At 53.9% G+C, this 12349-nt stretch carries 12 protein-coding genes; 2 read left to right on the top strand and 10 right to left on the bottom strand.

The window, feature by feature from the left end:
* The 6 genes from rsxC to blr all read right to left on the bottom strand — a co-directional run.
* Positions 1-1852, bottom strand: a 1852-nt coding sequence (gene rsxC / locus ACLJPE_RS04075; RefSeq protein WP_079822865.1) for an electron transport complex subunit RsxC, incomplete at its 3' end; no start/stop codon positions are given.
* Positions 1845-2423 (bottom strand): electron transport complex subunit RsxB, encoded by a 579-nt coding sequence (rsxB, locus tag ACLJPE_RS04070; RefSeq protein ID WP_001092600.1) that lies wholly within the window; start codon positions 2421-2423, stop codon positions 1845-1847. The genes rsxC and rsxB, both read right to left, overlap by 8 nt.
* Positions 2423-3004 carry an electron transport complex subunit RsxA gene (gene rsxA / locus ACLJPE_RS04065; RefSeq protein WP_000133179.1) on the bottom strand — a complete coding sequence of 194 codons (582 nt, stop codon included), beginning with the start codon at positions 3002-3004 and terminating at the stop codon, positions 2423-2425. Before rsxA ends, rsxB begins: the two co-directional genes overlap by 1 nt.
* Before the next feature lie 76 nt (positions 3005-3080).
* On the bottom strand, positions 3081-3521 hold the full coding sequence (locus tag ACLJPE_RS04060) for a DUF2569 domain-containing protein (RefSeq protein WP_000214061.1): 441 nt from the start codon (positions 3519-3521) through the stop codon (positions 3081-3083).
* An 88-nt stretch (positions 3522-3609) separates the two neighbouring features.
* A complete protein-coding gene (ydgT, locus tag ACLJPE_RS04055; RefSeq protein WP_000217946.1) occupies positions 3610-3825 on the bottom strand; it encodes a transcription modulator YdgT in 216 nt (71 codons plus the stop codon).
* A gap of 297 nt (positions 3826-4122) precedes the next feature.
* Positions 4123-4248, bottom strand: coding sequence for a division septum protein Blr (gene blr, locus ACLJPE_RS04050; protein ID WP_001708800.1), 126 nt, complete (start codon positions 4246-4248; stop codon positions 4123-4125).
* 207 nt (positions 4249-4455) lie between these two features.
* Here blr and ACLJPE_RS04045 point away from each other — a divergent pair, with 207 nt between their 5' ends.
* Entirely contained in the window at positions 4456-5496 is a 1041-nt protein-coding gene (locus ACLJPE_RS04045; protein WP_000998240.1) for an oxidoreductase, read from the top strand.
* Positions 5497-5570: 74 nt separating this feature from the next.
* Here ACLJPE_RS04045 and add read toward each other — a convergent pair whose 3' ends face one another.
* The 3 genes from add to malX all read right to left on the bottom strand — a co-directional run bounded on the left by add (position 5571) and on the right by malX (position 9564).
* Positions 5571-6572, bottom strand: a complete 1002-nt coding sequence (gene add, locus ACLJPE_RS04040) for an adenosine deaminase (protein WP_000565565.1) — start codon at positions 6570-6572, stop codon at positions 5571-5573.
* Positions 6573-6789: 217 nt separating this feature from the next.
* A complete protein-coding gene (locus ACLJPE_RS04035; RefSeq protein WP_000459431.1) occupies positions 6790-7962 on the bottom strand; it encodes a MalY/PatB family protein in 1173 nt (390 codons plus the stop codon).
* Positions 7963-7971: 9 nt separating this feature from the next.
* Positions 7972-9564, bottom strand: a complete 1593-nt coding sequence (gene malX / locus ACLJPE_RS04030; RefSeq protein ID WP_000208902.1) for a maltose/glucose-specific PTS transporter subunit IIBC — start codon at positions 9562-9564, stop codon at positions 7972-7974.
* A gap of 172 nt (positions 9565-9736) precedes the next feature.
* Here malX and ACLJPE_RS04025 point away from each other — a divergent pair, with 172 nt between their 5' ends.
* Entirely contained in the window at positions 9737-10765 is a 1029-nt protein-coding gene (locus tag ACLJPE_RS04025) for a Mal regulon transcriptional regulator MalI (protein ID WP_000951918.1), read from the top strand.
* A 57-nt stretch (positions 10766-10822) separates the two neighbouring features.
* Here ACLJPE_RS04025 and ACLJPE_RS04020 read toward each other — a convergent pair whose 3' ends face one another.
* Complete coding sequence (locus tag ACLJPE_RS04020; RefSeq protein WP_000753340.1) at positions 10823-12331, bottom strand: YdgA family protein; 1509 nt, start codon at positions 12329-12331, stop codon at positions 10823-10825.
* Between the last annotated feature and the right edge of the window lie 18 nt (positions 12332-12349).

Below are 12349 nucleotides of genomic sequence, written 5' to 3'. Positions count from 1 at the left end.
CGCGCGGATCGACCGGTTCGGCAGGTTCGCTTCCGGCCTGCTGCTCCTGCTTGCGGGCTTTGGCGCGGGCGATAGCCGCTTCCACTGCGGCTTTACGCGGATCGACCGGTTCGGCAGGTTCGCTTCCGGCCTGCTGCTCCTGCTTGCGGGCTTTGGCGCGGGCGATAGCCGCCTCCACTGCGGCTTTACGCGGGTCGTCGCCGGGTATCGCGCTGTCAGCCACCGGATGAGCGGCTTGTTTAGCGCGCGCTTGCGCTTTACGCGCTTCACGGGCCGCGATGACGGCGCTATTGTCTGGCAGACTACCCGCCTGAATAACCACCGGTTGCGTGGCCTGCGCCTGTTTCTCTTTTACCCGCGCCAGCGCAGCGGCAATGGCATCCTGATCTTTTGCCGCTGGTTGTACCGCTGCGCTCTTGTGACGTGCAAGGCGGGCGGCTTTTTCGCGCTCCAGTCTTGCCTGACGAGCCTCAAAACGCGCTTTGGCTTCGGCGGCGCGTTTTTCTTCAAGCCTGATCGCATTAATCTCCGCTTTTTCCTGACGGAAATATTGGACGAGCGGAATATTACTGGGGCAGACCCAGGCGCAGGCGCCGCATTCTATACAATCAGCAATATGGTGTGCGGTAGCCTTGTCATGCTGCTGCCCTTTGCTGAACCAATAAAGCTGCTGCGGTAAAAGGTCGGCAGGGCAGGCGTCAGCGCAAGCGCTGCAACGAATACAGCTTTTCTCTTCCTGAGACGCTCCCATTTCAGTCACGGATGGCGCCAGCAGGCAGTTGGTGATTTTTACGACCGGTACGTCAAGCCAGGGAAGGGTGAATCCCATCAACGGGCCGCCCATGATGACCATCTGGTCAGCAGAAGGGCAGAACCCGGCATCGTTAAGCAAATGACGAACGGGAGTGCCGAGCCGCGCCCAGACGTTACCCGGACGGCTTACCGCTTCACCCGTTAAGGTGACAACGCGTTCTGTGATCGGTTCGCCGTCAACCACGGCGCGTTTAACGGCATAAGCCGTACCGACGTTTTGCATCAGCACGCCAATATCAGAGGAGCGCCCGCCGTGGGGAACCTGTTTTCCCGTCAGTATTTGGGTGAGCTGTTTTGCGCCGCCGGAAGGGTATTTGGTTGGGATAACACGTAACGAAATATCGTGGGCGTCAGCCAGGACGGCGCGCAGCATGGAAATAGCCTGCGGTTTGTTATCTTCAATGCCGATTAATACCTCACGCGGTTGCAGAATATGCGCCAGGATGCGAATACCTTCCACAATCTGCGCGGCGCAGTCCTGCATCAGACGATCGTCCGCCGTAATGTAAGGTTCGCACTCTGCGGCATTGATAATAAGCGTAGTGATTTTATCGCCGCCGCCCTGCAATTTAACGCCGGTGGGAAAACCCGCGCCGCCAAGCCCGGCAACGCCATACTGATGAATGCGTTCAATGAGCGCTTCACGGCTGTGGGCGCGGTAATCAGACCAGCCCTCGCGTTCAATCCAGCGGTCCTCGCCGTCGGCATCAATGATGACGCTTAACTCCGCCAGCGCCGAAGGATGCGCCGTCGAGTGGGGGGCAATAGCGATAACCGTCCCGGAGGTGGGCGCGTGTACCGGCAGCATTCTCCCACGTCCACGGGTAAGCGCCTGGCCGCGTAGCACGCGATCGCCGACGCTAACGCACAGCTCGCCCTCAGCGCCAATGTGCTGTTTTAAAGGGATAACAAAGCGCGGCGCTAAAGGCACCTGGCGCAGCGGCGTGCCGTTTGACTGGGACTTCATTTCGGGCGGATGAATACCACCGTCGAAATCCCAGACTTTATCTTTTCTGAAAGCGGAAAATAGTTTAAGCATGTTGTTCCACGGGAATGATGCGAACGGGAATGGTGTTCAAATCCCATTTCCAACTGTCGGGCGTCTCATTCACCGGACGTAATTCGATGCAGTGCGTCGGACACGGATCGACGCACAGATTACAGCCAGTACAGAGATCGCTCATGACCGTGTGCATGGCGCGCGTTGCGCCAACGATGGCGTCAACCGGGCAGGCCTGAATGCATTTTGTGCAGCCAATGCAGTTATTTTCATCAATAACTGCCAGCATACGTACTGGCGCAGCCTGCTGTTCTTCACCATCGCATGGTTGCGGCTCTACGTTTAGCAACTCTGCCATTTTCAGCATGACGGCTTCGCCGCCGGGCGCGCAACGATTGATTTTCTCGCCCTGGAGACCCACGGCTTCGGCGTAGGGGCGACAGCCGGGATAGCCGCACTGGCCACACTGGCTCTGCGGCAAAATCGCATCGATTTTTTCAACAACCGGATCATCTTCAACCGCGAATCGGCGGGAGGCATAACCCAGAATGGCGCCGAACACCAGGCCCAGAAGGGTCAGGGCGCCAACGGCAATCCAGATAGTATTCATTACAACTTCACCAAACCACTAAAGCCCATAAAGGCCAAAGACATTAATCCTGCGGTAATCAATGCTATCGCGTTACCACGAAAAGGGGCGGGCACATCCGCCACGGCAAGGCGTTCGCGGATGGCGGCGAACAGAACCATCACTAATGAAAAACCGACGGCGGCGGAAAATCCGTACAGCGCCGACTGAAGAAAGTGATGACCGAGATTAATATTCAGTAACGCTACGCCCAGAACCGCACAGTTAGTGGTAATCAGTGGTAAGAAGATGCCTAACAAGCGGTATAACGCCGGGCTGGTTTTCCGCACAACCATTTCGGTAAATTGCACGACCACAGCAATGACGAGGATAAAGGCCAGCGTCCGCAGATAAATCAGATCCAGCGGAATAAGTATCCAGGTGTCGATAAGCCAGGCGCATATCGACGCCAGCGTCATGACAAAGGTCGTCGCGAGGCCCATCCCCATGGCGGTTTCCAGTTTTTTGGATACGCCCATAAAGGGACAAAGGCCCAGGAATTTGACCAGTACAAAGTTATTGACCAGTACAGTTCCGACAAAGAGCAGCAGGTAATCAGTCATGTTTCGGCCTGAAATAAAAAAGCCGCCTATTATCTGTCAAACTACCACAGGCGACAACAGGTTAACTGTAGGGTTATTACGGATTAACAAACGTTGTTTTGACGCGCGCTGAACGTTTGAGATAAGGCACAATGAGCGCCGTCGCCAACAGTGGGAAGAGTAACTGACGCACGGCAAAGGCATCTGAGACGGGCGAAAAGGCAAATGCTTTAACCGCCAGTAACACCGACACCAGCAGCCAGATAATGTAATGCTTCGGCACGCAGCGTCTGCGTTTGAAGAATGCGATTGTCAACCACAGGGTATAGTACCACATGGCGATAGCGGTAATAAATGAAATGCCCCATAGCAGTAAATTACCGGTTTCCTGTCCGCTAAGCGTCTTGAACGTTTGCGGTGTGGCAAGCGCCATAACGTAGAGTAATAACGCCAGCGAGGCGCTCAACAACGCGACTAACAGCCAGGCTAACGGGCCAAGAAGCCAGCCTCCAATTCGTTGTGGCGGTGTTGTAGTCATATCTTCTCCGGGGTTACGCGCATTAACGGTCATGCCGCTCATTTTGGGGCAAATATTATAAGGTTTTTGATGTTAAACGCTACTTTCTTTATTGCACATAGCGCCAGACGGATTGCGGAACCTGACCTACATCAAACAGGCGTCCTCCGGAAACCAGTTCGGCACGGCGGTGATCTGCAGCGCGATACATATTAACAATGTCCATGTCATCAGTAAGGGTATAGTTAAGGTGGTCGAACAGTTTTTCCAGACTTTCGAGCGAACTAATTTTGCGGAATTTTAATAGATAATCCTGAACAGTCATATAAAGTTGATCCATATTAAATATAATGCCAACGGAGTAGTCACTGATAAAAAATAAACAAAACCGCACCAGTAAGAGGTCAGGGGTGCAGGTAAAAAGGGAATATTCTTACCGGTAAAGAGTCAGGCGCCACATGGCGCCTGGGGCGAAAGGTTAACGCGCTTTCCTACAACAGGCAATAAACGTCAGACCAGATAGGACATATTTCGTTTTTTTTTGCCGGTTTTTGACTTTTCTTTGCCCCCCCGGGGCGCCGCTTACCGTACCACGCGAAAATGCCTTTACATTATCTGACGCTTACTTCTTCTGAACGGAAGCCGTGGGCTCTGGTGGTTGGTAATTGTCAATATGGTTGGCAATACCTAAAAGAATGACTGAGATAACGAGAACTATCCACCCAGTTAATTCAATAAGACGATTCATTATTGACGACATTTGCTTTGATTTATCCATAAACACAGGGGGTAAATGTTACTTTCCTGGCGAACGGTCGGCAAGAGGGAAGCAAACGATTTCAGCCTCTGTTCTGTAACAAGTTAATCATTTGATGCTACGTTGATGGTCAGGACGCTATTGCGGCTAATCGCACGATGGTGTGGAATAGCGATATCTAAAACCGGAGGCAGTGAGATGAATGACAAAATCCGCGTTGGGTTAATCGGTTATGGCTACGCCAGTAAAACCTTTCATGCGCCCTTAATTATGGGAACGCCAGGGCTAGAGCTTGCGGCGGTATCCAGCAGCGATGAAACAAAAGTGAAAGCAGATTGGCCGGCGGTTTCCGTGGTCTCTGAGCCCCGACACTTATTTAACGATCCGCATATCGACCTGATCGTGATCCCGACGCCCAACGATACCCATTTCCCGCTGGCGAAAGCTGCGCTGGAAGCCGGTAAGCATGTGGTGGTTGATAAACCCTTTACCGTGACACTGTCACAGGCGCGAGAATTGGATGCGCTTGCGCGGAGCACTGGCCGGGTACTTTCCGTCTTCCACAACCGACGCTGGGACAGCGATTTTTTGACGCTGAAAGCCTTGCTGGCGGATGGCGTGCTCGGCGAGGTGTCCTTGTTTGAGTCCCACTTTGATCGCTTCCGTCCCCAGGTGCGCGACCGCTGGCGCGAGCAAGGCGGGCCGGGAAGTGGTATCTGGTACGATCTGGCGCCGCACTTGTTGGATCAGGCCATTCAACTTTTTGGCCTGCCGGTCAGCATGACGGTGGATTTAGCGCAGCTGCGTCCGGGTGCGCAATCTACAGATTATTTCCACGCGATTTTATCCTACCCCCAGCGCCGCGTGATTTTGCACGGTACGATGCTGGCCGCGGCGGAATCCGCGCGATACATCGTTCATGGTTCGCGCGGTAGCTATGTAAAATATGGCCTCGATCCCCAGGAAGAACGGTTAAAAAACGGCGAGCGTTTACCGCAGGAAGACTGGGGATATGACATGCGTGACGGCGTATTGACCCTGGTTGAGGGAGAGAAGCGCAAAGACGAGAACTGGCTTACGTTGCCGGGTAACTATCCGGCATATTATGCCGCCATCCGCGATGCGTTAAACGGTAATGGTGAAAATCCCGTGCCGGCAAGCCAGGCGATTCAAATTATGGAGTTGATTGAACTGGGCATGGAATCGGCAAAACATCGCGCGACGCTGTGTCTTGCCTGAGATGTCGCATTTCTCCGCCTGGGATAGCATTAAACCGCAGGCGGAGAGAGGGCGTTAGCATCAATAAAGCAATTTTACGCCGCGGCCACTTTTTCGCGCAGCGCACGTTTTTCGCCATCGCTCAGAAAGGCGATTTCCAGACCGTTAATCTGCGCCTGGCGAATCTGTTCGCGGCTCAATCCTGCCGCTGGCGCGGCGACGTGATATTCATGGATAATATCTACGCCCTGAACAGCCGGATCGTCCGTATTAAGACTGGCGAGAACGCCATGCTCAAGGAAGGTTTTGAGCGGATGATCTGCCAGCGATGCGACGGTACTGGTCTGAATATTCGAGGTCAGACAGGATTCAATACCGATACGCTGCTGTGCAAGAAAATCCATTAACGCGCGATCTTCGACAGCTTTTACGCCATGTCCGATACGTTCGGCCCCCAGTTCGCGAATCGCCTGCCAGATACTTTCCGGCCCTGCGGCTTCGCCAGCGTGAACGGTAATATGCCAGCCCGCATCGCGCGCCCGATTAAAGTGCGACAAAAACAGACTGCCGGGAAAGCCCAGCTCATCACCGGCTAAATCCAGCGCGGTGATTTTCTCTCTGTGCGCCAACAGCGCATCAAGCTCCTGTAAACATGCCGCCTCGCCGAAGGTACGGCTCATAATGCCAATGAGTCGCGCCTCGACGCCAAACGTGTTACAGCCGTCGCGTACTCCGTCGATAACGGCTTCAACCACGCCTGCGATCGGTAACTGATGCGCCATCGCCATATAGCCGGGCGAAAAGCGAAGCTCGACGTAATGCAGGCCGTTACGTGCGGCATCTTCAATATTTTCAAAGGCCACACGGCGGCAGGCGTCAAGCGATGCCAGGACTTTTACCCCCCAATCGAGCTTCGTGAGAAAGCTTACTAAATCAGGTTCGGTTGAGGTGACCTGGACATGCGGAATCAGCGTTTCCAGCGTTTGGGCGGGAAGGGCGATGTTGAACTGCCGACCAAGATCCAGAATTGTTTGGGCGCGAATGTTGCCATCAAGGTGGCGGTGGATGTCAGTCAAAGGAAGCGTAATATCAATCATGGGCGCACTCAATTTTTAATAAAAGTGCGCACCATTATACTACAGATTGATAATCCTCTGGAAATTTTGCAAAAACGGAGTCATTACGTTGCAACTTCGCGAGAGCGCGGGAGAAATTTTGTATCATTCTCTTTAACGCGCCCCCGGTCAGCTCACGGGGGTTGTCTCTGTTATCGCATCTTAGGATAAAGGGTCAGCCCCCTGCTTGTAGACAGTATCAGCGAACGGTGCGGATAGCGTTAATCAATCCGTTGACGCCTTTTTCAAGTTTCAGGCGAGGGCATCCGGCATTCAGACGCACAAATCCCCGGCCTTCTGCGCCATAGGTATCGCCGGGCATAATGGCGACTTTCTCCTGATGAATGAGCGTGTGCTGTAATTTTTGATCGTCAATGCCGAGTGGACGGAGATCAATCCAGGCCAGATAGGTCGATGGCGGCGCTTGCCAGTTCAACGTCGGAAAGGCGCCATTCAGCGCCTGCTCAATATAGCGCATATTAGCCGCCAGCGAGGCGCGTAACGCATCCAGCCACGGCGCGCCGTGCTGATACGCGGCAATATGCGCCGTGAGCGAGAGCACCGCTGGCGAAGAGAGGCCGTCGCGCCCTTTTAAGGCGGCCAGGTAGCGTTCACGGCTTTCACTATTTTCAATGATTCCATAAGCGCCGGTTAATGCCGGAATGTTGAAGCTTTTCGAGCCGGAGGAGAGCAGCGCCCAGTCTCCGCGCGCGACATTGCTCCAGGGAATATGCGGCTGGTTTCCCCATACCATATCCATGTGAATTTCATCGGAAATCACCCGTACGCCATGGCGCTCGCATAGCGTTGACATCGTTTCCAGCTCGTCACGCGTCCACACTTTACCGGTGGGATTTTGCGGGCTGCACAGCAGCAGGATTTTGCTTTCCGGACGCACCAGCGCCGCCTCCAGTTTGGCCATATCGCAATACCAGGCGTTGCCTTCTTTCTCCAGCGGGACGGGAGTGACGATGCGATGGTTGCCTTCAATCGCTTTATAAAAAGCATCGTAAGCGGGGGTATGAACTACCACGCCATCGCCTTCGTTGGACCACTGGCGGATAAGCTCGGACGCCATATAGATAACGGAGGGGCCGTATACGAGGGAGTGGGCATCTATCGTGGTCTGATGGCGTGTCGCAAACCAGTGGGTAATCGCCCCTAAAAACGCCTCATTTTTCCAGCGGCTATAGCCCAGCACACCGTGGGAAAGGCGCTGGTTTAGCGCCTCCAGGATACACGGCGCGGTGGCAAAATCCATATCCGAAATCGTAAAGGGGAGCAGATCGGCCTCGCCAAAACGATCGGCGACATAATCCCACTGCGTACACCATGTCCCGCGACGGTCAACTTCCTGTGAAAAATCGAACATATCTCTTCCTTATGCCTGAACGGTATTCATCAGACCAACCATTTCATCTTTTACCGACTGAACCTGCGGGCCGATAACCACCTGCAAATTATGCTGATTGAGCTGTATGACGCCTATCGCACGATTGTCCTTCAATGCCTGGACATCGACAAGCGACATATCTTTCACGGACAGACGTAGGCGGGTGATGCAGTTGTCCAGACTCACGATGTTTTCCGTGCCGCCTAATGCCGCCAGGATAGCAGGCACGTTGTAGCCGGATTTTCCTGGCGCGCCAGCGATCGCTTTTTCAATGCTGGTGGCGATCTCCGCTTCGCGCCCCGGTGTTTTGAGGTTAAAGCGTGTAATGGCGAAGCGGAAAATGAGGTAGTAAACCGCAAACCAAATCGCCGCCACTACCGGAACCAGATACCATTTTGTTGACAGACCATGCAGGATGCCAAACACCACAAAGTCAATAATATTGCCATCCGTATTGCCGATAGTGACGCCGAGAATAGCCATGATGGTGAAGCCCAGCCCGGTCAGCAGAGCATGAATAACGTACAGCACTGGCGCTACGAACAGGAACAGGAATTCCAGCGGCTCCGTTGTACCGCCGACAACGCAGGCGATTAAACCGGAAATCAATAATCCTTTAATTTTAGGGCGGTTTTCTGGACGGGCACAGTGGTACATTGCCAGCGCGGCGCCCGGCAACCCACCGAGAAACGCCGGCATTTTGCCTTGCGATAAGAAACGAGTGGCGCTTTCAGAGAAGCCGTGCGTCGTTGGGCAACTGAGTTGGGCCTGGAAAATAGTCAATGCGCCGCTCACGGTATGCCCGCATACCTCTTGCGTACCCCCCGCCTCGGTGAAGCGAATCAGCGCTACCAGAATATGGTGCAGACCAAAAGGCAACAGCAGGCGCTCGCCGGTGCCGAAAATCATCGGTCCAAAGTCGCCGGCGCTATTGATGATATGACCCAGTCCACTAATTCCCATCGCAAAAACCGGCCAGACGAGCGGGATAACCAGGCCGACAAGCCCCATCACAACGGCGGAAACGATAGGTACAAAACGCGTACCGCCGAAAAAAGCCAGCGCATCCGGCAAACGAATGGTATGAAACCGTTCATGCAGCATCCAGACAATAATACCAGCGATAACGGCGCCGAGGATGCCGGTATCGATAGAGGGGATGCCCAGAATATTTTGTACGTTATTGGCTTTCAGCACCGCCGCATCGGTGGTCGGCAGAATGCCTTTTGCCGTGAGCCAGAAGTTGACTGCAAGGTTCATGACCGCATAACCGACAAACCCGGCAAACGCGGCGACGCCTTTGTTTTCCCGCGCCAGACCGAGCGGAATCGCGATACAAAACATCACCGGCAGGAAGCTAAAGGCAAAAGAACCTACTTTACTCATCCAGGTGAAGATAGCCTGTAGCAAGGGATTACCCAGCACGGGGAGCAGGGTGATAACGTCGTGGCTACTGAGCGAGCTGCCGATACCGAGCATAATGCCGCAGAACGAGAGCAAGGCGACGGGCAACATAAACGTTTTGCCCAGTTGCTGGAAAAATTCCCATAGCGTTATTTTTGGCGTGGTTTTCGTCGTCATCTAACGACTCCTTGTTAATAAAGGCCGGTGTCAGGTTATGATGGCGAAAAGATAAAACGTTTTATCAAATTTTAGTGCGGCATTAATCACATTACTGACCGATAATAACGCGTATAAAGATAACGGATAGGTAAAACGTTTTATCTGTCAGATTCTGGAGCGATTTGTTGACATGGCTATCGCCAAAAAAATCACTATCCACGATGTTGCGCTGGCGGCTGGTGTGTCGGTGAGCACCGTTTCCTTAGTGCTGAGCGGCAAGGGGCGAATATCGGCCGCGACCGGCGAGCGCGTGAACGCGGCAATTGAACAACTGGGTTTTGTGCGTAACCGCCAGGCGTCCGCGCTGCGTGGCGGGCAAAGCGGCGTTATCGGTTTGATCGTGCGTGATTTATCGGCACCCTTTTACGCCGAATTGACCGCCGGGTTAACGGAAGCGCTGGAAGCGCAAGGCCGTATGGTTTTTCTCCTGCACGGGGGGAAAGATGGCGAACAGCTAAATCAGCGTTTTACCATGCTGCTTAATCAGGGCGTGGATGGCATGGTGATCGCCGGTGCGGCGGGTAGTAGCGAAGCGCTGAGAGCGCAGGCCGACGCACAAGGAATTCCGGTGGTGTTTGCGTCACGCGCCAGCTATCTTGATGATGCGGATACCGTTCGGCCTGACAACATGCAGGCGGCGCAGCTCCTGACGGAGTACCTTATTCGTCAGGGCCATCAGCGCATCGCCTGGCTGGGAGGACAAAGCGCATCTTTAACCCGTGCGGAGCGCGTGGGCGGCTATTGTGCGACGTTGTTAAAATACGGTCTACCGTTTCACAGCGAGTGGGTCGTGGAATGCGCTTCCAGTCAGAAACAGGCAGCAGAAAGCATTACTGCGCTGTTGCGATACAATCCGACCATTAGCGCTGTCGTTTGTTACAACGAAACCATTGCGATGGGGGCGTGGTTTGGCCTACTGAGAGCCGGACGACAGAGTGGCGAGAGCGGTGTCGATCGTTATTTCGAGCAGCAGGTGTCGCTGGCGGCGTTTGCTGATGTGGCGGAGAACGCCCTCGACGACCTGCCGATTATCTGGGCCAGTACGCCGGCGCGAGAAATAGGCTATACCCTGGCCGAACGAATATTGCAGCGTATTGCTCACGACGAGCACCATGTGCGGAGTCAAACGATAGCCGCTCGCCTGGTAACGCAAAAGTAGAGGCTGCGCGTCGTTCGGCGCAGACCGGGTGCAGCGTCGCGACACCCGGCAAGGCGATTATTGTTGAGGCAGCGCCGGAACGTCCGGAACGGAAAGCGCCGGCATCCCAAACAGGCCGACAAAGTCTTCCAACGGCATTTTTTGTCCGTTGAGCGTGATCTGGCCATTGGCGTACTGCAAACTGGAGGCGATAGTATTATCCTTCAGCGTTGTCAGTCGGAACATCTGACCCATTGCGGACAGCCCCTGCACCTGCTGTTTTGCCAGTTTTTCCGCATCATCCTGCTGATAGCCTTCCAGCTTTGCTATCTGCGTCATAAACTCGACCGCCATGTCCATTGGAATTGCCAGTTTCGCATCCAGCGATTTCACGGAGCGGTCGACTTCCTGCGCCAGCGTTTGCGGTTGTGCCGTTGTGGTTGCCGGATCTTTGAGGAACAGCGACAGATTCAGCGTGGTTTCCCCTTTGGCGTTTTTCCAGCTAAGCGGCGCCAGGGTCAGTACCGGATCGCCTTTTAACAGCACGGGGAGAGCGCTAAAGAACGCTTCAGTGACTTTTTGCTGATAAAGCTCAGGATTCTGCGCCACGTCCGGCTGATTCAACAGCGCCTGCGTTTGCGCATGATATTGCTGACTAAACTGGTGCCAGGCTTCGCCGTCGATTTGACCGACTTTCAGCGTTAATTTACCGCTGCCTAAATCCTGATTCTGCACTTTCAGGCTGTTAAGCGAGTAATCCAACTGGCTGTTAATGGTTTTTCCGTCGTTGACGAGATCGGACTTGCCGGCAATTTCCATCCCTTCCAGCACCGCCATCTCTTTACCCTCAATGGCGATGGACAGTTTATCCAGCGTTAACTTTTGGTCGCCTACACGCTCGCCAAAGCTTGCCAGCTTACTGGTACCGTCGGTTTTCAAATTATTAAAGGTGAGTTGTACCTTCTGATTATATTCGTTAACGGCATCGACCAGGCCGCTCTGCGCTTCGCCCGACAGCGAAACCACATTACCGTCTTTGTCGGCGTTAAGCTGGAACTCGCCGCCGCTAAAGGCGACCTTTTCACCGGCATTCTCGTAGTTTAACGGCTTGAGAGAGATATCGGAGCGGGTATCGCCGCCATAACCAATGCGGGTATTGATAACAAAGGGCGCGTCGCCTTTCGCGATATCAAAGAGGGGTTTTGCCGCATCGTTATTCACCAGAGTGGTTTTTACCGACGCCATAGAAGGGATCAGATTGAGCGTTTTAAGCTGGGCGAGCGGGAAGGGACCATGTGAAACGGACTCGTCCAGCACAATGCTTTGCCCGGGTTTCAACCAGGTAGTGTCTGCGCCGGCAACCGGTTTGACAACCAGTTGCAGATGGCTACTGAACACGCCACGCTGGTAGTTTTGATAACTTAATTCGACACCGGCCTCCGGCGCAGTACGCTTGAGCTGTTCATTGGCCTGAGTCACCATTTCTGAAAGATGGTTCTCCAGCTTTTTCCCCGTATACCAGGCGCCGCCTGTCCAGACGATGCCAAGTGCAATTACTACACCTGCAGCTACCAGTGTTTTTTTCATATCAATTGTCCATAAAAA

Source organism: Salmonella sp. SAL04196, assembly GCF_046550835.1.
Taxonomy (GTDB): Bacteria; Pseudomonadota; Gammaproteobacteria; order Enterobacterales; family Enterobacteriaceae; genus Salmonella; species Salmonella enterica.
The sequence above is the reverse complement of the archived record's forward strand: the minus strand, read 5'-3'. Positions and strand labels throughout refer to the sequence as shown.

Coding starts and splice junctions, on each gene's coding strand:
- rsxB (WP_001092600.1), bottom strand. CDS start 2,423: ATGAATACTATCTGGATTGCCGTTGGCGCCCTGACCCTTCTGGGCCTG.
- rsxA (WP_000133179.1), bottom strand. CDS start 3,004: ATGACTGATTACCTGCTGCTCTTTGTCGGAACTGTACTGGTCAATAAC.
- ACLJPE_RS04060 (WP_000214061.1), bottom strand. CDS start 3,521: ATGACTACAACACCGCCACAACGAATTGGAGGCTGGCTTCTTGGCCCG.
- ydgT (WP_000217946.1), bottom strand. CDS start 3,825: ATGACTGTTCAGGATTATCTATTAAAATTCCGCAAAATTAGTTCGCTC.
- blr (WP_001708800.1), bottom strand. CDS start 4,248: ATGAATCGTCTTATTGAATTAACTGGGTGGATAGTTCTCGTTATCTCA.
- ACLJPE_RS04045 (WP_000998240.1), top strand. CDS start 4,456: ATGAATGACAAAATCCGCGTTGGGTTAATCGGTTATGGCTACGCCAGT.
- add (WP_000565565.1), bottom strand. CDS start 6,572: ATGATTGATATTACGCTTCCTTTGACTGACATCCACCGCCACCTTGAT.
- ACLJPE_RS04035 (WP_000459431.1), bottom strand. CDS start 7,962: ATGTTCGATTTTTCACAGGAAGTTGACCGTCGCGGGACATGGTGTACG.
- malX (WP_000208902.1), bottom strand. CDS start 9,564: ATGACGACGAAAACCACGCCAAAAATAACGCTATGGGAATTTTTCCAG.
- ACLJPE_RS04025 (WP_000951918.1), top strand. CDS start 9,737: ATGGCTATCGCCAAAAAAATCACTATCCACGATGTTGCGCTGGCGGCT.
- ACLJPE_RS04020 (WP_000753340.1), bottom strand. CDS start 12,331: ATGAAAAAAACACTGGTAGCTGCAGGTGTAGTAATTGCACTTGGCATC.